Origin of the sequence: Flavobacterium sp. GCM10022190 (genome assembly GCF_042656445.1) — a bacterium.
In the GTDB taxonomy this organism is placed as follows: Bacteria; Bacteroidota; Bacteroidia; order Flavobacteriales; family Flavobacteriaceae; genus Flavobacterium; species Flavobacterium nitratireducens.
Window position 1 is genome coordinate 760,944 of sequence record NZ_JBHSOQ010000002.1, and the last position, 24,250, is coordinate 785,193.

The 24,250-nt window shown below is 32.4% G+C and carries 19 protein-coding genes; 8 read left to right on the forward strand and 11 right to left on the reverse strand.

The genetic code is table 11. The features are described from left to right. Nucleotides 1–25 precede the first annotated feature (25 nt). Entirely contained in the window at nt 26–1,255 is a 1,230-nt protein-coding gene (locus ACFPTQ_RS10140; protein WP_379777116.1) for an HD domain-containing protein, read from the reverse strand. A 208-nt stretch (nt 1,256–1,463) separates the two neighbouring features. On the opposite strand from ACFPTQ_RS10140, the gene ACFPTQ_RS10145 reads away from it, so the two are divergent. Genes ACFPTQ_RS10145 through ACFPTQ_RS10160 form a run of 4 tightly spaced genes read left to right on the forward strand, consistent with a single transcriptional unit; the run spans nt 1,464 to nt 7,671 of the window. After that, a complete protein-coding gene (locus tag ACFPTQ_RS10145) occupies nt 1,464–1,961 on the forward strand; it encodes a GbsR/MarR family transcriptional regulator (RefSeq protein ID WP_379777119.1) in 498 nt (165 codons plus the stop codon). A gap of 9 nt (nt 1,962–1,970) precedes the next feature. Continuing rightward, nucleotides 1,971–3,089: an efflux RND transporter periplasmic adaptor subunit gene (locus tag ACFPTQ_RS10150; RefSeq protein ID WP_379777122.1), complete on the forward strand. Its 1,119-nt coding sequence runs from the start codon at nt 1,971–1,973 to the stop codon at nt 3,087–3,089. Nucleotides 3,090–3,113: 24 nt separating this feature from the next. After that, nucleotides 3,114–6,281 (forward strand): efflux RND transporter permease subunit, encoded by a 3,168-nt coding sequence (locus ACFPTQ_RS10155; RefSeq protein WP_379777124.1) that lies wholly within the window; start codon nt 3,114–3,116, stop codon nt 6,279–6,281. Further along, complete coding sequence (locus ACFPTQ_RS10160; protein WP_379777126.1) at nt 6,271–7,671, forward strand: efflux transporter outer membrane subunit; 1,401 nt, start codon at nt 6,271–6,273, stop codon at nt 7,669–7,671. Before ACFPTQ_RS10155 ends, ACFPTQ_RS10160 begins: the two co-directional genes overlap by 11 nt. 95 nt (nt 7,672–7,766) lie before the next feature. Here the strand turns inward: ACFPTQ_RS10160 and ettA are convergent, their stop codons facing one another. From ettA to holA, 5 genes are all read right to left on the reverse strand, one after another. Continuing rightward, entirely contained in the window at nt 7,767–9,461 is a 1,695-nt protein-coding gene (gene ettA / locus ACFPTQ_RS10165; RefSeq protein WP_278035616.1) for an energy-dependent translational throttle protein EttA, read from the reverse strand. 108 nt (nt 9,462–9,569) lie between these two features. Further along, nucleotides 9,570–11,390, reverse strand: a complete 1,821-nt coding sequence (locus ACFPTQ_RS10170) for a cytochrome c peroxidase (RefSeq protein ID WP_379777130.1) — start codon at nt 11,388–11,390, stop codon at nt 9,570–9,572. A gap of 73 nt (nt 11,391–11,463) precedes the next feature. Then, on the reverse strand, nt 11,464–12,942 hold the full coding sequence (locus ACFPTQ_RS10175; RefSeq protein WP_379777133.1) for an alkaline phosphatase PhoX: 1,479 nt from the start codon (nt 12,940–12,942) through the stop codon (nt 11,464–11,466). Nucleotides 12,943–13,155: 213 nt separating this feature from the next. Then, on the reverse strand, nt 13,156–13,338 hold the full coding sequence (locus ACFPTQ_RS10180) for a CAL67264 family membrane protein (protein WP_379777136.1): 183 nt from the start codon (nt 13,336–13,338) through the stop codon (nt 13,156–13,158). 56 nt (nt 13,339–13,394) lie between these two features. Then, a complete protein-coding gene (gene holA, locus ACFPTQ_RS10185; RefSeq protein ID WP_379777139.1) occupies nt 13,395–14,399 on the reverse strand; it encodes a DNA polymerase III subunit delta in 1,005 nt (334 codons plus the stop codon). Between the two features lie 96 nt (nt 14,400–14,495). On the opposite strand from holA, the gene ACFPTQ_RS10190 reads away from it, so the two are divergent. The 3 genes from ACFPTQ_RS10190 (at nt 14,496) to ACFPTQ_RS10200 (ending at nt 16,858) form a co-directional block, all read left to right on the forward strand. Then, on the forward strand, nt 14,496–14,951 hold the full coding sequence (locus ACFPTQ_RS10190; protein ID WP_379777141.1) for a type I restriction enzyme HsdR N-terminal domain-containing protein: 456 nt from the start codon (nt 14,496–14,498) through the stop codon (nt 14,949–14,951). A gap of 5 nt (nt 14,952–14,956) precedes the next feature. Continuing rightward, nucleotides 14,957–15,946 carry a glycosyltransferase family 2 protein gene (locus ACFPTQ_RS10195; protein ID WP_379777144.1) on the forward strand — a complete coding sequence of 330 codons (990 nt, stop codon included), beginning with the start codon at nt 14,957–14,959 and terminating at the stop codon, nt 15,944–15,946. Between the two features lie 81 nt (nt 15,947–16,027). After that, nucleotides 16,028–16,858, forward strand: a complete 831-nt coding sequence (locus ACFPTQ_RS10200; protein WP_278035609.1) for an OmpA/MotB family protein — start codon at nt 16,028–16,030, stop codon at nt 16,856–16,858. Between the two features lie 194 nt (nt 16,859–17,052). On the opposite strand, the gene ACFPTQ_RS10205 is transcribed toward ACFPTQ_RS10200, so the two are convergent. Genes ACFPTQ_RS10205 through ACFPTQ_RS10215 form a run of 3 tightly spaced genes read right to left on the reverse strand, consistent with a single transcriptional unit; the run spans nt 17,053 to nt 20,551 of the window. Next, on the reverse strand, nt 17,053–17,673 hold the full coding sequence (locus ACFPTQ_RS10205; RefSeq protein WP_278035608.1) for an L-threonylcarbamoyladenylate synthase: 621 nt from the start codon (nt 17,671–17,673) through the stop codon (nt 17,053–17,055). A gap of 24 nt (nt 17,674–17,697) precedes the next feature. Then, complete coding sequence (locus ACFPTQ_RS10210; protein ID WP_379777148.1) at nt 17,698–18,168, reverse strand: hypothetical protein; 471 nt, start codon at nt 18,166–18,168, stop codon at nt 17,698–17,700. A 49-nt stretch (nt 18,169–18,217) separates the two neighbouring features. Continuing rightward, on the reverse strand, nt 18,218–20,551 hold the full coding sequence (locus ACFPTQ_RS10215; RefSeq protein WP_379777150.1) for an ATP-dependent helicase: 2,334 nt from the start codon (nt 20,549–20,551) through the stop codon (nt 18,218–18,220). 196 nt (nt 20,552–20,747) lie between these two features. On the opposite strand from ACFPTQ_RS10215, the gene ACFPTQ_RS10220 reads away from it, so the two are divergent. Beyond that, complete coding sequence (locus ACFPTQ_RS10220; protein WP_379777153.1) at nt 20,748–21,269, forward strand: hypothetical protein; 522 nt, start codon at nt 20,748–20,750, stop codon at nt 21,267–21,269. A gap of 2 nt (nt 21,270–21,271) precedes the next feature. Here the strand turns inward: ACFPTQ_RS10220 and ACFPTQ_RS10225 are convergent, their stop codons facing one another. Together ACFPTQ_RS10225 and ACFPTQ_RS10230 are read right to left on the reverse strand one after the other, a co-directional pair. Beyond that, entirely contained in the window at nt 21,272–22,171 is a 900-nt protein-coding gene (locus ACFPTQ_RS10225) for a patatin-like phospholipase family protein (RefSeq protein WP_379777156.1), read from the reverse strand. A 5-nt stretch (nt 22,172–22,176) separates the two neighbouring features. Continuing rightward, nucleotides 22,177–24,237, reverse strand: coding sequence for a M1 family metallopeptidase (locus tag ACFPTQ_RS10230; RefSeq protein ID WP_379777159.1), 2,061 nt, complete (start codon nt 24,235–24,237; stop codon nt 22,177–22,179). Between the last annotated feature and the right edge of the window lie 13 nt (nt 24,238–24,250).

Sequence of the window (24,250 nt, forward strand, 5' to 3'; positions counted from 1 at the left end):
AAAAAAATAGATTTCCAATAGGGATTTATACTAGTTGTTTTGGAAAACATATATAGTATTTGGTCACTGATTTTGATAATGATTTCAAATTCAGTTGGTCTGAAGATTCAATAACATCTTCTATTGTTCTATCTTTTTTAAGTATACGAATGGGTTCGGCTTCTTTATTATAAGCTTGATTTTTAATTTTTCCTTTAAAAATAAAATAATTAGTATCGGCCAAACTAATATTATGTTCTGAAGCAAATTTCTCTCTTAACGGATTTAAATCATCAATTGCTACTTTATCACTGGTTAACTGAATTTTTAATAAATCTCTATTAATTATCATTTTGCTCAATGTCGACAAAATAAAATCATCTTGTCGTTGCCAAGCTTTCAGCGCACTAATAATATCAAAATCATCTAAATGTGAAAACAAATCTAAGGTATTAGTATCAAAGGATGCCAAATCAATTTTATTTTGCATAAAAAACTGTAAAGGTTCACTGCAAGGCAATACTACACCTTTTAAGATAAGTTCTTTGGCTCGTTTTAAAATTTTGGTCAACACTAATTCAGCCACTAAACTAGTTTTATGTAAATAAGCTTGCCAATACATTAAACGTCTTGACATTAAAAACTTTTCAACTGAATAAATTCCTTTTTCTTCAATCACTAAATAATCATCTTCTACGTTCATCATTTGAATTAAACGCTCCGAATTGACATTTCCCTCCGCAACTCCAGAATAAAAACTATCCCGTTTTAAATAGTCCATTCGATCCATGTCTAATTGACTGGAAATTAATTGCAACATGAATTTTCGAGGATAATCTCCCTCGAATATTTTTATGGCTAAACTTAACTTCCCTTTGAATTCCTTATTCAACTGACGCATAAATAGCAACGAGATCTCTTCGTGATGCACATCTTCAACGATACTTTTTTCCATAGCGTGTGAAAATGGACCATGACCTATATCATGCAATAAAATAGCAATGTAAAGTGCATTTTCTTCCTCTTCAGAAATTGAAACCCCCTTAAAACGCAATACATCTACTGCTTTTTGCATCAAATGCATACATCCTAAAGCGTGATGAAAACGGGTATGATTTGCTCCTGGATACACTAAATACGACAAACCCATTTGAGAAATACGTCTTAACCTTTGAAAATAAGGATGCTGAATTAGGTCGTAAATTAAAGCGTTTGGTATTGTTATAAACCCATAAATAGGGTCATTGAATATTTTAAGTTTATTGATTTGCGACACTATGACTTGTTTTTATGCCAACAAATATAAATAAATTAGCTCGTAATTTTAACTATCCTATTTTTTCCTATACTGGTAGTTTATCTTTTTTTTGCTATAAAATTCGTTCTAAGATAACTAGAAACTTTAAAATCTTAAAAAAAGATTAAAATCGTTTGTTTGGTTCGGTAAATTACGAACTAATCATATCTTTGCAAAAAAAATCATCATGGAGACTTTACAAAAAGAAAAAGAAGAACTAGTTGAAATATTAGGTATTCACTTTGAGACTGTCTATCAAATTGCACCATTAGCTGGAAGAATTTTAGGCCTTCTTGTTGTTGAAGGTTGTAAATCTGGATTAACATTTGAGTACATAGTAGAAAAACTAGGTGCCAGTAAAAGCTCAATTTCAACAAATTTAAATTTACTTCTTAAAACGGAAAGAATAATATATTTTACAATTCCTTGTGATAGAAAAAAATACTTTAAGTCAGCTGCATTAAGTAGCCGATTATCAAACTACTTGAAGTTTTTAGAGTCAGAAAATTATATTACCGATAGGATATTTGACTATCGCCAAAAAACGGCTTCCTGCCCAGAAGAAAGATGCAATTTAGAAAACATAAAAGCGTATAAGAACCATTTGCAAGCTGTTGAAGCCTCTTTAAAAAAAACTATCGCCGAATTCAAAGAAATAGAAATTAAAAATCAATCCAACAAATAACATCTAATTATGAAAAAGAAATTTTTTATTAGTTCAATTATATTATCCTTAAGCTTACTTTCTTGCAATAAGAAAAAGGAAGAACAAGCCGCACCTCCTGTAATGCCCTACAAAGTTATAAGTGTAGAAAAATCAAATACTTCTTTACTTTCTGAATATCCAACTACTCTTGAGGGAGTTACCGATATTGATATCCGTGCAAAAGTAGATGGTTATATTGAAAAAATTTATGTGCAAGAAGGACAAGAGGTTAGAAAGGGCCAACTATTATTTAAGTTAGAAACACAAACTGCCGATCAGGAAGCAAGTGCTGCTAAAGCAAAAGTTGCAGCAGCTCAGGTAGAAGTTAATCGTTTAAAACCATTAGTAGAAAGAAACATCATAAGTGATGTTCAATTAGAAACAGCCAAAGCAAATTTAGCTAGTGCCAAAAGTACCTATCAAGGTATTTTAGCTAAAATTAATTATGCTACTATCAAAAGTCCGGTAAATGGAATTGTTGGTACCTTACCCCTACGATTAGGAAGTTATGTTAGTAGTCAAACCGCTGAACCATTAACCCGAATTTCAGATGTCAGTACGATTTATGCTTACTTTTCGGTTAATGAAAAACAACAATTGGATTTTACCATGACTGCAGAAGGTAAAACCTTTCAAGAAAAAATCAACCGTTTACCATTGGTTAATTTAATTTTAAGTAATGGAGATGTTTATGCTCAAAAAGGAAAAATTGAAACCGTAAGCGGACAGGCTAATACTCAAACGGGTTCCTTTAATGTAAGAGCAAGTTTCCCAAATGCTAACAAATTATTGCGTTCTGGAAGTAGTGGAACCATTCAAATTCCTACGAATTTAACGGATGTAATCTTGATACCACAAAGCGCTACGATTGAAATGCAAGATAAACGTGTAGTATTGACTGTTGACAAAGAAAACAAGGTCAAAGCAATACCAGTTGAAGTTCGTGCGGTTCCTGGTGGGCAATTTTATGTGGTAGATAAAGGACTGAATGTAAACGACAAAATTCTAATTGAAGGTGTAGGAATTGTACCTGAGGGAACTCTAATCAAACCTGAATTAGTTGACTATTCCACAATAATAAATCCTGAAAAAAAAGGAATTAACTAAAAAACAACCCCAAACAACATATTTATGTTTTCAAAATTTATTGACAGACCCGTATTGTCAACGGTGATATCTATCATCATCGTTATTCTGGGAGTTTTAGGACTAATCTCGCTTCCAGTTTCACAATATCCAGAAATAGCTCCTCCTACGGTTACCGTTTCGGCTAACTATCAAGGTGCAAGTGCCGAAGTAGTTATGAACTCGGTAGTAATTCCTTTAGAAGAACAAATTAATGGTGTCGAGGACATGACTTACATGACTTCGACTTCCAATAATGATGGTTCGGCATCGATTAATATTTATTTTAAATTAGGTACAAATCCTGATTTGGCTGCAGTAAACGTTCAAAACCGTGTATCGCGTGCCACTCCACTTCTACCTCAAGAAGTTACAAAAGCAGGTGTAACTACTTCCAAAAGGCAAAGTGATAACATTTTGATTTTCTCTTTATACAGTGAAAATCCTAATTACGATATGACTTTCCTCCAAAATTATGCTAATATCAACATATTACCTAAAATTAAAAGGGTTGCCGGTGTAGGTGATGCAACTATTTTTGGACAAAGAGATTATTCTATGCGTATTTGGTTAAAACCAGATATTATGGGGGCTTATGGTTTAGTCCCTTCGGATATAACAGCCTTGTTAGCGGAACAAAATATTGAAGCTGCTCCTGGACAATTGGGAGAAAGAGCAGACCAATCATTTCAATATGTTTTAAAATACAAAGGTCGTTTACAAAGTACGAAAGAATTTGAGGATATTGTAGTTCGTTCTACTTCAAATGGAGAAGTATTGAAACTTAAAGATATTGCTCGAATTGAATTAGGTGCCGTAAATTATGCTAGTAATACACTTACCAACGGAAATCAATCGGTGGGTATTGCGATTGCTCAAACAGCTGGTTCAAATGCGCAAGAGGTAATTGAAAATTCCTTAAAAGAATTAGATAAAGCAGCAATCAATTTCCCGAAAGGGGTAAAATACACAACCCTAATCAATGCCAATGATTTCCTTGAAGAATCGATTTCTAAAGTAATTCATACTTTAATTGAAGCATTTATTTTAGTTTTTATCGTGGTATTTATCTTTTTACAAGATTGGAGATCTACACTTATTCCTGCTATTTCAGTACCAGTAGCCATTGTAGGTACATTCTTTTTCCTAAGTTTATTTGGTTTCACTATTAACTTATTGACCTTATTTGCATTAGTATTAGCAGTAGGTATTGTGGTTGATGATGCTATTGTGGTAGTTGAAGCCGTACATGCCAAAATGGAAGCTGGTGAACACGACCCCAAAAAAGCGGCTCATAGTGCTATGGGCGATATTAGTGGTGCCATTATTTCCATTACATTAGTAATGTCGGCGGTATTTATTCCTGTATCTTTTATTAGTGGTTCGGCAGGAGTATTCTATAAACAGTTTGGTTTAACATTAGCTATTTCTATTGTACTTTCTGCAATTAATGCCCTTACCCTATCTCCTGCTTTATGTGCTATTTTCTTAAAAGAGCACGATCCTAATAAAGAAAAAGGATTTTTAGAACGTTTTTATGCTGCTTTTAATGCTGGATTTGAAACTACTACTAATAAATACAAAAAAGGGGTTGAGTTTTTAGTTAAACGAAAATGGTTAGCTTTCCTCGGAATTGTAGTTTTTGCGAGCATTTTTGTCTTATTATTAAATACTACACAAAAAGCTTTTGTACCTAGTGAAGATACAGGAGCAATCTTTTCAGACATCCAATTAGCACCAGGAACTTCTTTGAAGAAAACTGAAGAAGTATTATTACAGGTAGAGAACAAGATAAAAGATATGCCAGAAATTAAAGAAATATTACGTATTTCTGGTAGAAGCATTATCAGTGGTTCTGGAAGTAATTATGGTATGGTAATTTTAAAACTTAAACCTTGGGCGGAACGTAAAAATGCCAATCAAGAAGTTACAGCTGTTGTGCAAGAATTATTTAAACGTGCAGCTACAGTGAAAGATGCCAAAATATTATTTTTTGCACGTCCTACCTTATCTGGTTTTGGATTCTCTAATGGATTCGAAATGCAATTGCAGGATCAAAAAGGAGGAACCATCCAAGAATTAAGTAAGGTGAATTCTGATTTCTTAGCCGCTTTAAATAGTCGTCCGGAAATTCAATATGCTGCTACCTCATTTTCTCCAAATTATCCACAATATCGAATCGATTTGAATGTCGCAGCTATTAAAAAATCTGGATTAACAGTAACCGATGTTTTGGGAACTATGCAAGGCTATTTTGGAGGAGTTTATGCTTCTAATTTTAATAAATTTGGAAAACAATATCGTGTTGTCTATCAATCGGAACCTGAATTTAGAAGTGATCCTGAATCTTTAAATAAAGTTATGGTTCGAAATAATTCCGGTCAAATGGCTCCTATATCGCAGTTTGTAACATTGGAAAAAGTATTTGGACCTCAAGCAATCGACCGTTTCAACTTATTTACTTCGGTTAAAATCACTGGTGCTCCAAAAGAAGGATTTAGTTCAGGAGATGCTATTAAAGCGGTACAGGAAGTAGCTAGTCAAAAACTACCTATTGGGTATGGATATGAATTTTCGGGAATGACCCGTGAAGAAATTAATGCTGGCGGACAAACTTTATTTATTTTCTTATTGTGTTTAGTATTTGTCTATTTCCTTTTATCTGCACAATATGAAAGTTACGTTTTACCATTTGCGGTACTATTGTCGCTTCCAGTAGGTTTAGCAGGAGCTTTTATTTTTGCATTTTTCTTTAATGTGAGTAATAATATTTATATGCAAATTACCTTAATTATGCTTATTGGTTTATTAGCCAAGAATGCGATTTTGATAGTTGAATTTGCAGCCGACTCCAGAAGAAAAGGATTAAGTATTTCACAAGCTGCCATTCAAGGTGCTGTAGCACGTTTAAGACCTATATTAATGACTTCATTTGCCTTTATTTTAGGTTTATTACCATTAATGTTAGCTCAAGGAGCTGGTGCTGTAGGTAACAAAGCTATCGGAACTGGAGCTATTGGTGGTATGCTAATAGGAACGGTTTTAGGAGTTTTTGTTATTCCTGTCTTATTTATTGTTTTCCAAAATTTACAGGAAAAAATATCGAGCAAACCACTACCTATTGCAATTAAAGAATCAGATGTTGAATCTATAGAATCAGAAAATGAAAAATAAAATATATAAAATTGCTTTGCTAACAACTACTGTTATTCTATTTCAGTCCTGTTTTGTTGGTAAAGACTATAACAGACCTGAAGTAAAAACAGCTAATTTGTACCGAAATGAAACAACTGCTGTTGATACCAATTCATTAGCCAATGTAAGTTGGGAAAAAATATTTACCGATCCTATTTTGCAAGCTCATATTCGAAAAGGTTTGCAAAACAATTTAGATATCCGAATTGCAATGCAAAACCTGGCTGCTGCTGAAGCAACAATGAAGCAAGGTAAAGCTGGATTTTTTCCTAATTTTTCAGTTGGAACTGATTGGACGCACCAAGAACTTTCTAAAAACAGTCAGTTTGGTGCTATTGTAAGAAACACTTCGGTAGACCAATATCAATTTACGGGAACTTTATCTTGGGAAGCTGATATTTGGGGAAAAATAAAAAGTAATAAACGTGCTGCAAATGCTGCATTTTTACAAACAGCTGCTGCTAATCAAGCAATCAAAACGGAGTTAATAGCCAATATTGCTGCAACCTATTATCAATTACTTGCCGTAGATGGGCAAATAAAAGTTGCCGAAGAAACTTTAATCAACAGAAACAAAAGTGTTGAAACAATCATTCAACTAAAAAAATCAGGAAGTGTAACTGAAGTTGGTGTTAAACAAACTGAAGCTCAAAAATATGCTACTGAAATTATTTTAGCCGATTTAAAAAATAACATCATCATTCTTGAAAACACACTAAGTACATTACTTGGCGAACCTTCAAATAAGATTGAAAGAAGTACATTTGAAACACAAAAATTAGCACCTTCAATCACGCTTGGTGTACCATCGCAATTATTAAGAAATCGTCCAGATATCATTGCTGCCGAATATAACTTAATATCCAATTTTGAATTAACTAATGTAGCCAAAAGCAGTTTTTATCCCACTCTTAAAATTACTGCAACAGAAGGATTTCAGAGTATTGAGTTAAAAGAATGGTTCAGCACTAATTCGATTTTTGCTAATATTGTTACTGGCTTAACGCAACCGATCTTTAATCAAAGACAACTTAAAACAAAATATGAAATTGCTAAAGCCAATCAAGAGAAAGCCTATTTACAATTTGAGCAATCTCTTTTAAAAGCAGGTAAAGAAGTTTCAGATGCCTTAGCACAATACAATAACGAAACCACAAAAATAGCTGTGCGCGAAAAACAAGTTGATGCGTTAAAGAAAGCGGCTAATTATTCAGATGAACTATTGACCTATGGTCTAGCTAATTATTTAGAAGTCCTAACATCCAAAAATGATGCTCTGAATGCTCAATTAAGTTTAATTGATAATAAATTTCAACAGTACAAAGCTGTGATTCAACTTTATAAAGCCTTAGGAGGCGGATGGCAATAATAAATCCTATGTATAGTATACAAAAAGGCTCCAACGTACATTGGAGCCTTTTTCATTATATTCATTTTTTAGAAAAACTATTTAAAAAAATTAGATTATCCTCGAATAAGTTTTCTGTACTTGATACGTTTTGGAGTTAAATCACCACCTAAACGTTTCTTTTTGTTTTCTTCATATTCAGTGAAACTTCCTTCGAAGAAATATACTTCAGAGTTTCCTTCAAAAGCTAAGATATGCGTACAAATACGATCTAAGAACCATCTGTCGTGAGAGATTACCACAGCACAACCAGCAAAGTTTTCTAAACCTTCTTCTAGTGCACGAAGTGTATTTACGTCCAAATCATTCGTTGGCTCATCCAGTAATAACACGTTTCCTTCTTCTTTCAAAGTCATGGCCAAGTGTAAACGGTTACGTTCCCCACCTGAAAGCATTGATACTTTTTTGTTTTGGTCACTTCCTCCAAAGTTGAATCGACTTAAGTAAGCACGTGAATTTACCTGACGACCTCCCATCATAATTAATTCCTGTCCATCGCAGAAGTTTTCCCAAATTGATTTATTAGGGTCAATATTAGAGTGTGATTGATCTACGTAAGCAATTTTTACAGTATCACCCACCGTAAATTCTCCACTATCTGTTTGTTGTTCACCCATAATCATTCGGAAAATAGTTGATTTACCGGCACCATTTGGTCCAATAACTCCAACAATTCCTGCCTGAGGCAAAGTGAAATTCAAATTATCATACAATAATTTATCACCAAAAGCTTTTGCTACATTTTTAGCTTCAATAACATTGGTTCCTAAACGTGGACCATTAGGGATGTAGATTTCTAATTTCTCATCCAATTGTTTTTGGTCTTCGTTTAATAATTTGTCGTAGTTCTGTAAACGCGCTTTTTGTTTCGTTTGACGTCCTTTTGCTCCCTGACGAACCCACTCCAACTCACGCTCTAATGTTTTTCTTCTCTTAGAAGCTACTTTTTCTTCTTGTTCTAAACGTTTCGATTTTTGGTCTAACCAAGAAGAATAGTTCCCTTTCCAAGGAATACCTTCTCCTCTATCCAACTCTAAAATCCATCCCGCAACATTATCTAGGAAATAACGGTCGTGCGTTACAGCAATTACAGTTCCTGCATATTGCGCTAAATGTTGCTCTAACCAAAGTACTGATTCCGCATCCAAGTGGTTGGTAGGCTCATCTAAAAGCAATACATCTGGTTGTTTTAATAATAAACGGCATAAAGCCACACGACGACGCTCTCCTCCTGATAGGTTTTTAATTGGAGTATCTCCGTCTGGAGTGCGCAACGCATCCATTGCGATTTCTAATTTGGTGTCGATTTCCCAAGCACCTAATGCATCAATTTTGTCTTGCAAAGCAGCCTGACGCTCCATTAATTTATCCATTTTATCTGGATCGGAATAATTTTCTTCAAGACCAAATAAATCATTGATTTTGTTGTATTCGTCCAATACAGCCATAGTTTCGGCTACACCTTCCTGAACTACTTCCAAAACAGTTTTAGTTTCGTCTAATTCTGGCTCTTGCTCTAAATAACCTACTGTATATCCTGGAGCAAAAACTACATCTCCTTGGTAATTTTTATCAACTCCTGCAATGATTTTCAAAAGGGAAGATTTACCAGAACCATTCAAACCTAAAATACCAATTTTAGCTCCGTAAAAGAAACTCAAATAGATATCTTTCAATACTTGTTTATTGCTGCTTGAGTAAGTCTTACTCACTTTTGACATCGAGAATATTACTTTCTTATCGTCTGACATTTGTATTAAATTTTAATTTTAAAAAAAGAATACAAATATAGTATTATTGCAGTAATAATTTACTGCTACTTTGAGGCAATACTACATAAAATTTTTACGCTAATAATCTTACTGATATGCTTTATCCGTCAATGTTTTCATAAAAGCAACAAGAGCTTTGATTTCTTTATCGTTTAGTTCTAATTTATCTGAAGGTAATGTTTGATTATCAATAGCAAAACCTAAGCCAACTCCCCCACCTTTATTATAAAAATCAACTACTTCCTCTAAACTTGAAAAAACGCCATTATGCATATAGGGTGCTGTTATAGCTACATTTCGCAACGAAGGTGTCTTGAACGCATTTTTTAATTGAGGCATTTGATTTTGTAGATATCTACCTAAATCTGGACTAATCTTCTTCCCATTTTTATCCGCTGGGGTACCTATTACTTCCTGTTCTGTTTTTTGAAAAGAAGGAGGAACAGTTCCATTAAATAAAGGAATAAAATGACAAGTGGCACACTTGGCTTTTCCAGCAAAAAGATTAAAACCTAATTTTTCTTCTGCTGAAAAACGATTCGATTCTCCCCTTATGTAAGAATCAAATTTACTATCGAAAGCATTTAAAGAGCGAATATAACTTGCAAGCGCATTTTGAACTTGCCATCCTTCAATCTTGGAAGATTTTGGAAATGCTTTTTTAAATAATTCTTGGTACTCTTTATCTTTACCTATTTTTTTTAAAGCATTACTAACATTTCCGTGCATTTCATCTTTGTTTTGGATAACATCCAAACTTTGTTTTTCTAAATCCAACTGACGCATATCCCAAAATTGCGCATTTTGTAAAGAGGCATAAGTTAACATTGGTGTGTTTCTTTTTAAATTTCCACCATTTAACGATTCATTATACTGCAAGCCATCCGTAAATGCTTTATCAGGATTATGACAACTGGAACAATTGCGCGAATTAGTATTTGAAAAAGCATTTTCATAAAATATTTTTTTTCCTAACACTGCTTTTTCGGTGGTAAAAGCATACTCTTCAGAAGGAATAAATCCATCAACATTGAAAGCATTTTTATCAAATATTGACTTTGTATCCTGCTTAACTATACTATTTCGATCTGAATTTTTAATCTTATTAATTTTTTGAAAAGCGACTAATTTATGACTTAAGGGGTTTAAGAATTTCAAAATAAATTCTGCTCTATCAAAAGTTGCAAAATCGGCATTAGCATCACAATATTTTATTGCTTTATCAATTAATGAGTTAATTTCTTTTTCAAGTTGATTGGAATCAGGATTAGCATTTTTAAACTTTGATAATAAACCCTTTAAAGAATGTAAACTTTCTTTGGCTTCAGGAATCGAATGTAAAGCAATGGGTGAATCAAAACCTGTAATACCTAATGCCAATATTCTATTAATTTCCAATTTACAGGCGTCCATAATGTGTGCATCCGAAATAGTAATTGCTTCCAGATGTTGTTTTACTTGTTTAATATTACCTCCAAGAACCTTAACTTCTCTAATTAAATCGGTTTTATTTTCAACGGAATAATGAGGAAAAATTATTTCTTCAATAACTTGAAATCCACTTGGGGGTATCGCTGTATTTTCGGCTACTTCTAGTTCATCTAACGCAGGACCATTAATAAATCGAGCTGGATTAGGTGTAAAATATTCAACAGCCCATTCAATTTTCTTATAGTCTAATCTTGCGGATTTAAAAGCTTCTTGAATTGCTTTTTCATCTTCATTTCCTTCAACCTTTTTTTCAAAAACAGCTATATTTTGACTTAATTTATCAATATCCGAAATTAAATTTTGTTGAACATCTAAGTCTTTATATTGGTTTGTTTCGCAACTAGCTAAAACCACTAAACATCCAAAACTCATTAAAAAAACTAAGTGTAAGCTAAACTTATATTTAAAAATTCTCATTTTTTAAAAAAATATAAAAACCAAAAAACAATCCTAAAAATAGGATTGCTCTTTGGTTTGTGTTTTTCAAAAATTATTTTTGAACGTTTCTAATAATTACGGTTTGACCACCTTCCTTATTTGTATTAACACCACTTCCATCAGCATTTAAAAATGCATCTTTTTGCCAAGTATGTGGGTGAATATTCACTATAAATGTATTTGGAACTCCTATTACATCTGAAATATCTTCCATTGCACCATATTCCCAGCTACCAAATTTCATAACGTTTGCCTGATTGTAAGTCGCATTCCAAATAGCATCATCACGCTTATGATTCATTGTCAACCAAGGTTTATTAGCTTTAGTTGCAATATTATATTGCCAGATATACGAATCGTGTTTAGCAGCAGTATAATACGAATCCCCATCCTCTTGAATGTAAACATAATTTTCAGTCACACAGATGTTATCCGGATTAATAATCCCTGTCCCTGGAGTTGAATCTCCTTCAACTACTAATTCTAATTTTCCTTTTAAAGGATCTTTATCATCTAAATTTAATTTATAAACTCTTCCCCACATCGTATACCCATCAACAGGGGCATTATTTGTAGCTTGTCCAGTAGCAGTAAAATAAATTTCACGGTTGTTTTTAGCAGATCCTTTTCGGTAATCAACGTCTTCAACTCTTGAAAAACGAATTGCTCCTAATGAATTAACTTTTGTGTTTATTTCAGCTCCTGTTAAGTTTTTAGCATTTGGGATTTCTACAAAAGAAACATCAAATGAACTTCCTACGCCCATTGTAGTTTCAGCTTGTTCTCCATCATTTCTTTTTAAAGCATATAATTTACCGTTATTTAAATCTCCAACTGTATTACTTACATACATGATTACTTGACCTGCACTGATATGAGAAGTTGAATAAGACTGGTCTTCACCTATCAAAATAACTGTTTTCCCTGGATACGCTTCTTTTGTTAATGGAACTGCATTTTCCATACTAGCTTTTCCTAAAGCTGGTAAAACTCTGTCTGTTCTCTTTTTATCAGATGTTAAACCCATTGGGTCAATTCCGTGTACCATACTTTCTTCACCACTTTCTCCAGCAGTTAAAAAAAGAGGTCCAAAGCCGTTAATTTTTGGAGTTGCTAAAGTTGCCGAGCATAATCTTGTCATACCTCCTACAGCATCTACAATATATTCCCCTTTAACTGCTTTTAAAGTTTTGTCAAAATATACTCTAGAAACCGATTTTAAAATCTCGTGATTTGTAATCATAATGTAACCATCACCATTAGGATCTTTCATAAATCCAGCTCCATCAGGTTGTGCACCATAAACAAAAAGAGGAGAACCTGATAAAACATCAGTACTACTAATCATAGAAGTGATTTTTAAATCTTCAAATCCTTCTTTGGCAACAACTAAAGCAGGTACAGATGAAGTATTGTTAAAATCAATATCAGCATTGGTTTTTTTTGAATTTTCATCATCATTTTGACAACTCAAAATGGTTAATCCCATTACAGAAAATACTCCTGCCTTTTTTAAATAATTAAATTTCATAGTTTTTCTTATTTTTATTTTTGTCAAAACTATATCGGAAAAACTAAGTAGAGGTTAATTGATGTTTTTGAAATAATAAGCAAGAAGTTAATTTTTTTGATAAAAAAAGGGGAAAAGTAAATTTAGAGTTAACAAATAAATAACAGCTAAAATTGTAGAAATAAAAAACGACCGTTATTAAAAAAATAACGGCCGTTCTATTGTTGATTGGTGCTACACTCTTCCTTTTAAGGAACTAAAAACCCAGGCAATGGCAAAAAAACCAATGCCTACGGCAGCAAATCCTATCCCAGAGATTTCTCGGTATTTAAAAACACCTAAGGCAATTAAAATTAACCCCATTACAATCATAATAAAAGTGGCCCAGCCTAGGATCGTATTTTTATTCATTCCCATTGATCTGATGATTTATAATTTGTTTTTGAGACTACAAATATCGGTAATTTGAATAGCTAATTAAATATATGATAAAGCATTTCTTTGAGTAAATCAGCATTTGAAAGAGCATTCGCACCTACACCTTTACTTTTTACATCAATATCACGTAAAGCCGCTACAATCTGACTTACTTTTCGCATGGGATAATTTCGAATTGCTATATCATATTCTTTCAAGAAAAAAGGATTAACGCCTAAAACTTTAGAAACATTGGTTGGATTTTTATCCTTTAAACCATGGTATTTTAAGAGTTGAACAAAAAAACCAAAAACCAAACTAGTTGTCACTACCATTGGATTGTCTTTAGGATTATTAGCAAAATTTTCAGCAATAGTATATGCTTTTAGTTGGTTGCGTTCCCCAATGGCTTTTCGCAATTCGAAAACATTAAAATCTTTACTAAAACCAATGTTTTCTTCAATATCTTTTGCAGTTATCATGCTGCCTTTTGGCAAAATGATTTGAAGTTTCTCTAATTCATTATTAATTTTACTCAAATCAGTTCCTAAAAACTCCACTAACATAGCCGAAGCTTTCGGTTCAATAGTATATTTTTTTCCTGATAAAACCCTCTTAATCCAATCACCAACCTGATTTTCGTACAATTTTTTACTTTCAAAAATTACTCCCGACTTAGCAATGTTTTTGGTAACTTTTTTTCTTTTGTCTAAGGTCTTGTATTTATAACAAAGTACTAAAACCGTTGAAAGCATTGGATTTTCGGCATAACTTTCTAGTTTATCAATGGTTTTAGTCAAATCTTGTGCTTCTTTTACAATTACAACCTGACGCTCGGCCATCATTGGATAACGCTTAGCAGTAGAAACAATATCATCTACGGTTACATCTCTTCCGTACATCACTGTTTGGTTGAATCCTCTTTCGTCTTCAGACAAAACATTTTCCTCGATATAATCGGATAATTTATCAATATAATAAGGTTCTTCACCCATTAAGAAATAAATAGGTTTAATGTTACCTGCTTTTATATCGTTTACAATTTTAATGACTTCGTCCATTTCTTAGGTTTATGGTTCGTGGTTTGTAGTTTATTGTTTTTGAGTTTTGCAAAACAACAAACTATAAACTATAAACAAAATAACTATTTTTGCCAAATGCAAAAACTTAATTTTCCAACATATAATTTTCGTTTCAAAAATAGCGAAAATAAAATGGCAATTTTTGATGAAATAAGGAAAAAATTCATCATTCTCACACCCGAAGAATGGGTACGTCAACATGTTGTTCGTTTTTTATTGGAAGAAAAACAATGCCCCAAATCCTTAATCAATGTCGAAAAAGTATTATTGGTTAATGGTTTACGAAAAAGATACGATGTGGTGGTTTTTAACCCTGATGGTTCCATCCAAATTTTAGTGGAATGCAAAGCACCCGAAGTCAAAATAACGCAAATGACTTTTGACCAAATTGCCCGATACAACATGACCATGAAATCTACTTATTTAATGGTAAGCAATGGTTTGAATCATTATTTTTGCCAAATGGACTATCAGAATGAAAAATATCAATTTCTGGCCGAACTACCCAATTATAACATCAATAACAAATAGATACTTTGAAAAAAATAGCAGTTGTAATTCTAAATTGGAATGGAGTAAAATTATTAGAACAATTTTTACCATCGGTTATTCAATTTTCACCTGAAGCCACTATATATGTTGCTGATAATGCTTCAACAGATGATTCTATTGCTTTTGTAGAGGCGAATTTTCCAATTGTTAAAATCGTCAAAAACGATGGCAATTATGGATTTGCCAAAGGTTACAACGAAGCTTTACAACATATTGATGCCGAAATTTATGCCCTAGTGAATTCAGATATAGAAGTAACTGAAAATTGGTTAACACCTATGTTAGAAATTTTCGAAAAAGAACCCAAAACAGCTATCATCCAACCTAAATTATTGGATTTTAAAAACAAAGACTATTTTGAATATGCTGGAGCTGCTGGAGGTTTTATTGATAAATATGGCTATCCCTATTGCCGTGGACGTATTTTTGAGACGATTGAAAAAGATAACGGACAGTATAATGATGCTCGAGAAATTACCTGGGCTTCAGGAGCTTGTTTTTTCATTCGAAGTAAAGTCTATCACGAGTTAAAAGGTTTTGATGATGATTTTTTTGCACATCAAGAGGAAATTGATCTGTGCTGGCGTGCTAAAAATAAAGGTTATACCATAAAATACAATCCTAAATCAGTCGTTTATCATGTAGGTGGCGCTACTTTACAACAGGGAAATCCAAAGAAAACCTTTTTGAATTTTAGAAATTCGTTATTAATGCTTGTAAAGAACTTACCTAAAGAAAAATTAATTCCTATTTTATTTATTCGGTTAATTTTAGATGGAATTGCAGGAATTCATTTTATTTTTCAAGGAAAATTCAGTCATTGTGTAGCTATTTTAAAAGCTCATTTTGCTTTTTATAGCTTACTATCAAAAAATTACAAAAAAAGAGCTATTTTTCAATCAAATGAATACTATTCTTGTAAAAGTATCGTTTTTAATTATTATTTGAATAATGGCAAGGTATTTGTTATCTAAAATTAACAGAAATTTATATTTAATTTCTAAACATTAAGAACTAAATTTGTAAAAACTCTAAGAACTATTAAAATTAAATTTATGAAAAAAGTTGTTATCGCACTATCGGTACTTGCTCTTTTAACATCATGTGTATCTAAAAAGAAATATGCAGCCCTAGAAGCAAAAAACAAAGAAACTCAAGATTTACTTAATTCTGCTACTGTAAAATTAAATTCATGCCTTGAAGAAAAAGCAGGTTTAACTGCTCGTGTTGAAGGTTTAAAAGAACAAAACCAAGGATTAATTAGTCATTCTAAAGATTTAACAATGTTAACAGCTAAAGGTGCTGAAAATTTAGAAAAATCATTAGAAAGTTTAAAAGAAAAAGATCTTAAAATCACTAGATTACAAGACGCGTTAACAAGAAAAGATAGTGTAACTCTTGCAGTTGTTACAAGCTTAAAAAGCGTAGTTGGATTAAACGATGAAGATATTGAAATCAATGTTGAAAAAGGAGTAGTTTACATCTCTATCTCTGACAAAATGTTGTTTAAAACAGGAAGTTACAACGTTACTGATAGAGCTAAAAGTGTATTAGCAAAAGTAGCAAAAGTAGTAAATGACAAACCAGATTTCGAGTGTATGGTTGAAGGTCATACTGATAATGTGCCTTACATTGGAAACGGAATTTTATTAGACAACTGGGATTTAAGTGTGAAACGTTCTACTTCAATCATCCGTGTATTAACAAACGAATTAGGAGTTAAACCAGAACAATTAGTAGCTGCTGGTAGAAGTTCTTATGTTCCTTTAGTTCCTAACACATCTGCTGAAAATAGAGCTAAAAACAGAAGAACTCGTATCTTAGTTTTACCTAAAATTGACCAATTCTATGATATGGTTGAAAAAGAAATGAAAAAACAAAAATAATCTGTTAGATTTATTCCATCATAAAAAAACGTCCCGACAATCGGGACGTTTTTTTATGCTTTAACACTTTTATAAAACACTGATCTGAATCTTTAAAACTAAATTGAATATTTTTTTTGAAACACTGATTTAAGAAATCTGAAAAAACAAAAGAAATCTATATTTCTGCCCTAACTCATAACTCATAACTTTTTTCACAAAATATCTAAACTTCCTTTTCCCTCACGAACCACTTCTGGTTCATGACCTGATAAATCAATAATCGTCGAAGCTACATTATCACCATAACCACCATCGATTACCATATCGACTAAATTTTGCCATTTCTCAAAAATTAATTCTGGGTCAGTAGTGTATTCAATTACATCATCTTCATCACGAATAGACATGGTAACTATAGGATTCCCAAGTTGACGAACAATTTCAAGAGTAATGTTATTATCTGGCACACGAATACCTACTGTAGTTTTCTTTTTAAACTCTCTTGGCAAGTTATTATTTCCTGGCAAAATAAAGGTATAAGGACCTGGTAATGCTCTTTTTAAAATTTTGAAAGTAGCCGTATCAATTTGTTTCACATAATCCGAAAGATTGCTCAAATCATGACAAATAAAAGAGAATTTTGCTTTTTCTAACTTTACCCCTTTAATCTTAGCAATGCGTTCCAAAGCTCTAGAATTAGTAATATCACAACCCAAACCGTAAACAGTATCTGTTGGGTAAATTACCAAACCACCATCTCTTAAAACCTTAACTACTTTAGCAATTGCTGCTTCAGAAGGTTTGTCTTCATATATTTTGATAAACTCTGCCATTTAATTTCAGCATTTTAAATAAGATTATTTTTTTTCTACAATGCACTTCCAAGTTCTGTTTTTTAAAATAAGATGCTTATTTATAATAAAATATTCAGATTTCGATCCATCATTAAATTCATAATTTTCATTTACAACAACTTCTTTAGAATTTTCAACTTTTCCCTCAATTGCAATGTATAGTACTTTACTTCCTTTCAAATCTTTATAATCCTTAATTTCTGATTCTCGAATGATTTTTTTATCGGTAAAGGACTTAATTTGACTAGCAAAAGGTTCTTCTAATAAATCTGGATTATAGTAAGAATTTAATTCTTCTTCTGTCATATTACCGCACTCATAAATATAGGTTTTAAATACGATAATATCAAAATTCTTATTAGGAAAACTCAAACTTTGGGCATAGGTTTGATTCAATTCCTCAATTTTCTTTGGAGAAGTAGAAGTGATATTACATCCTAAAATCAGAAATAACATTAATACACCTTTTTTCATTACTTTAAGATTTAATTCTTTTTTATTCTAATAATCCAAAAAATAAAATTTACCCTATAACATCCAATTTTGCAAATCGCAACAAGAGCTTTTTGATTCCTCCTACTTCAAATTTAATTTCGGCTTTTTTATCTGCTCCTACTCCTTCTAAATTTAATACTTGTCCTCGCCCAAAACGTTCGTGCATAACAATATTTCCAGAAACTAACTTATTATCAAACAAATTAGCAGCGGCTGACGGCGCTGAACACGAAACTGGTTTTAATTTTCGAATTGGCGCATCCGGTTTCGGCTGGTTATCCGTAATGTATTTTGGAGGTGTTCCGTTAGAAGGCTTAGACAAACGTAATTTGGATTTATCTACATCGCCAAATATATCTTTATCAATCATCGGTTTAAAGCGATAATTACTTTCGGCAGGTGTTAAATATTCCAAATACTGACTGTCAATCTCTTCAATAAATCGGGACGGTTCACTGTCCGTCAATTTTCCCCAGCGGTAACGAGATTGTGCGTAGGTTAAATAAGCCTGATGTTCCGCTCTAGTTAATGCCACATAAAACAATCGACGTTCTTCTTCTAATTCCGAACGCGTACTCATACTCATCGCCGAAGGAAATAAATCTTCTTCCATACCTACCACAAAAACATGTGGAAACTCCAATCCTTTTGCCAAGTGAATAGTCATTAAAGCTACGCGATCTTCATCGCTGGTGTCGTTATCCAAATCGGTAGCCAAAGCTACATCTTCTAAAAATTCAGCCAAAGAACCTCTTGCGCCATCAACCTCCTTTTGTCCTTCGGTAAAATCTTTGATACCATTTAATAACTCTTCAATATTTTGAATTCTGGCCATGCCTTCAGGCGTTGCATCTTTCTTTAATTCTTGTACCAAACCTGTTTTTTTTGATACATGATCTGTTAAATAAAAAGCATCATGATTTTCATTTAAAACTTGAAAACTTTGAATCATCGTTACAAAATCCTGCAACTTTTGTTTAGTTCCTGAATTTAATTTCAAATCAATTCGGTCAATATTTTGCATAATTTCAAATATTGATCTCTTATAATGATTGGCTGCAACGGTTAATTTTTCGATAGTAGTATCTCCAATTCCACGAGCTGGATAATTGATAACACGAACTAAGGCTTCTTCGTCTTTTGGATTGATGACCAATCGTAAATAACAAAGTACGTCTTTAATTTCCTTTCTTTGGTAAAAAGACAAACCTCCATAAATTCGATACGGAATATCTCTTTTTCTCAGAGCATCTTCCATAGCACGAGATTGTGCATTGGTACGATACAATATGGCAAAATGACCATTGTTTAATTGATTTTGCATTTTTTGCTCAAAAATAGTGCTGGCTACAAAACGTCCTTCTTCGGCATCGGTCAAACTTCGATGTACTTTAATTTTGGGACCAAAATCATTGGCTGTCCAAACCACCTTATCCAGTTTGGTTTTATTATGTACCATTACCGCATTGGCAGCTTCTACAATATTACGTGTGGAACGGTAATTTTGTTCCAAACGATACATATTTACTCCCGGATAATCTTTTTGAAAATTCAAAATATTATTAATGTTAGCACCACGGAAAGCATAGATACTCTGCGCATCATCCCCAACTACACAAATATTTTGAAATTTATCCGATAATGCACGAACAATTAGATATTGTGAATGATTCGTATCCTGATACTCATCAACTAATATGTATCGAAAACGATTTTGATATTTAGCCAATACATCAGGAAAACGTGTCAATAATTCATTGGTTTTCAATAATAAATCATCAAAATCCATTGCTCCTGATTTAAAACATCGATCCACATAATTCTGATAAATTTCTCCCATTCTAGGTCGCTTTGCCATGGCATCTGCTTCTTGTAAATCGGGATCATTAAAATAAGCCTTAACGGTAATTAAACTGTTTTTAAAGGAAGATATACGACCTAAGATTTGTTTGGGTTTGTAAATATCTTTATCCAATTGCATTTCTTTTATAATTCCAGAAATAGCTCTAAGTGAATCCTGAGAATCATAAATGGTAAAATTGGATGGATAGCCTAATTTATCAGCTTCAGAACGTAAAATTTTAGCAAAAATAGAGTGAAATGTCCCCATCCAAAGATTTTTTGCTTCACTTGCTCCCACAATACTAGCAATACGGGTTTTCATTTCACGAGCCGCTTTATTGGTAAAAGTAAGCGACAAAATATTGAAAGCATCCACTCCCTGATGCATTAAATAGGCAATTCTTATGGTCAAAACACGCGTTTTCCCCGAACCTGCACCGGCAATAATAATCATTGGGCCGTCTTTTTGTAATACAGGTTGTTGTTGGGCTTCGTTGAGTTGGGATATATATTGTTGCATTATTTTTTTCTATTTATGCAAAAATAAGTATTTACATGGATTTATTCCACAAAGATTCTCAAAGAAACATGGAGAGACACAAAGCGTTTAAAAAATCTCTCTGGAAATCTTAGCGTATAAACTTTGCGAGTCTTTGCGTTATTTTTTTCCAATGAAGAACAAAAAGTATATTTTTGCTTTTAAAATTTTATACTTAATGGACACAACTAAAATCATTGAAATACTAGCTTATACTATCCCATCATTAATTACTGGCGGAGTTGCCTATTTTTTGTTTCAGTCTCATTTTAAAGACCAACAAAAAACCAGACTTTGGCTTATTCAAAGAGATAATCAAAAAATTGCACTGCCTTTGCGTTTACAGGCTTATGAAAGAATGACATTGTTCATGGAGCGCATTCATCCTTCTCAATTAATGGTACGCATCAATCCGATTTCGACGAACAAAAACGATTATGAAAACTACATAATTGCCCATATCGAACAAGAATTTGAACATAATATTGCACAACAAATTTACATTTCAGACAAATGCTGGACAGTGATTTTAACCGCCAAAAATGCTACGGTTCAAATGATACGCAATGCTGCCAAAAACGAAAAAGTTACGAATGCGGATGAATTAAGAACTTTTGTAATCAGTGAATTATTAGAAAAAACTTCACCTAGCACAACAGCTTTGTCTTTTATCAAAAATGAAGTAGCCGAACTTTGGTAATCTTAGGCTATTGTTTCTAATGCTTCACTTTTTTTCATTGCATATTGAAAGCCTTGTTCCCACCATTGCGCCATTTTTTCTTTGTTAAATATCAAAGCATTATCCGTTAAATTAATTGGCGTATAATACAAATTGAGTTTAACATTGTTATGAGAAGCCGCCATGGTTCCTAAAAGAATATTGTGCTTCTCAATTTGATCTAATTCGATTTGGAACAAATCAATTAATAGCGAAAATGGATTTTTACCAATTGCTACCCTTGGTGTCGATTTTTCTGTTTCAAGAATAACAACATCAACTTCAGTTGCACCTCTTAAAATGGCTTCTTGTATAGGAACTAAGCTAGAAAATCCACCATCGGCATAATCATTTCCTTTTATATTAACGATACTCATAAAAGGAATGTAGTTACTAGAAATCCAAGTCCAATCACAAAACTCATCATAAGTACAGTCTTTTATCGATTTGTATTCGCTTTGATTATTCGTCAAATTGGTAACAGTAACAACAATATCCGTCCCTAAAGCCTTTAACTGATTAAATTCATCAATCGAAAAATTTTTCTTAATGTACGAGCGTAGTTTTTTGCTTTCGCCAAAAGTTCTTCGACCTCTTAAAAATTGTAAAACGACATTAAAGTGATTAATACTAACTACATTAACTCCTTTTTTCTTCCTAACTATAAACGGATTAATATTGAAAATTTTCTTCATATTCACATTAGTGTAAATACGTTTAATTTTTTCAATATTACCCAAGGCAAGATGTGGAATTAATAAACTTCCTGTAGAGGTTCCTATAAATAAATCATATTTGATGTTTTTATTTTCTAGCAAATACTGGGCTACACCGCCTGCAAATGCCCCTTTACTTCCACCTCCAGAAATAACCAATGCTCGCATATAGTTTAATTTAATAATCGATTCAATTGAATTTGTTCTTTTTCGTTCAAACTAGGTAAAATTCGAATGAAAGCATCTTTTTGCTCTTTATTTTTCAATAAGGTTCGAATAGTATCACGTCCAAATTTAGAAAATTGCCAAGTATGATGTGTCGTGGCTTTCACTAAATTAATTAAAACTTCTTCATTAATTAATTGAAAACCTATTAAATATTCCAATGCATTTTGCCTTGTTGTTGCTTCAAATCGTTCAGACGACAAACTGATTAATTCATCAATTATAGCTTTTTTATCTCCTTCGTATTGCGGTGTCATGATAGCTAAGGACAACCACAATGTACGTAAATTCAAATCGTTAAAACCAATCCAATTTTTAGCTTTGTTTAAATACGTTATTCGTTGTTCTGGAAAATTTCGCCATAAATATAACAAAGCAATTTCTTGGGTTTGATAGGATTTATCATCTAAAAGCGTTTCATAATCCAATCGAAATTCTTCAGGAATTTTTGGTAATGCATAGGCCACCGCTTGACGAACTTGAACATTTTTAGTATTTAAAGCCATCTGCAAAAGCTCTTTTTTTAATTCAAAATTTTCATTTCTAAGTTGGTTTACCACATGTTCCTTTACGAAATGATATTGATCCGATTGCAAAATTTGCCTAAAGAAATCCATTTTTTCAATCAATGGTTTTGATTTCATTTTGTCAATTTCAAGTAAAAGCTTAGATGATTTGTTTTGATTAAGTAAATCATTAACAATATTAGTATTAACAATCGTATATTCAAGCCATACTTTAGAAAAAAGTTGAGTATCAAAATCACTTACTTTTTTAACTTCAGCTAGAAATTCGGCCGTTGTAACATTTTTGAAAGCATACTTATTCAAGTAATTTTTAATGACTTTTTTGAATGCTTTATCACCAATTGCCTGATGTAAAGAAAACAAAGCCCAAGCCCCTTTTTGATAATAACTTAACGAACTTGCTTTTTCATTTAAAATAGGAATACTATCCGTTCTTGAAGCAAATTTTATTTGCTGAATCGATTCATACATTTTCGAATAAAAATAATCCTCTCCAAATATGTTTTTTTCAGCCAATAACGCATAGTAAGTAGCAAACCCCTCTTGCAACCAATGATGCTTTCCGCTGGTAGCTGTCACTAAATCACCAAACCATTGATGCGCTAATTCATGAGCATCTACATTCGTATAATTTCTATCTTCAAAACCTGTAGAATCTACTACATACCGAGTAGCAAATAAGGTTGCTGATGTATTTTCCATTCCTGCATACAAAAAATCCCTTACAGGAACTTGTTTATAAACTTTCCACGGGTATTTATATCCAATTTCTTTTTCTAAAAAATCAAAAACAGTTTTGGAATAACGATAGGTAGGCTCAAAATGAGAAAGCTCTTTGTTTCCAATATATAAATCCAAAGGAATTTTAGTTTTTGAGAATTGTCGTTGCTTTTCAAACTTACCAATAGCTAACATCAGCAAATAAGAACTCATAGGTTTTTGCATCTTATACTGCCATATTGTAGATTGATTTGTGCTTATTTTTTTCTTTAAAACCCCGTTTGCAACAACTTTATAATCAGAATCAAAGCCAACACTAAGATTGAAAATCAACTTTTCATTAACGTCATCAAAACTAGGAAACCAATGGCTGGTATATCTGCCTTGACCCTGTGTCCAAATTTGCAAATCATCTGCTTCTTTAGAACCCACAAAATAGAGTGCTTGTTTGGGTTTAGCTTGATATTCAAAAGTAATTGTATTTTTTCCTTTTTTAAAAGGATAAACAATAAGTAACTGCTTGCCGGAATTCAAGAAAGCTATTTTTTTCTTATTTAACTTCACTTCAAAAAATTCCATGTTTTGGGCATCTAACCTTAATGTATCTACTTCTTTAAGTACTTTGAAAGTATAATTTATCAAACCAGAAATTGACTTTTCATTAGGATTAAGGTTCAAGTGTGCTGAAACGGAAGTAAAATCAACATTCTTTGTTTGTTGTCCAAAAACGAAAGCAGAAATAAAAAGAAAAATAAATCGCATTTAAAATAGATTA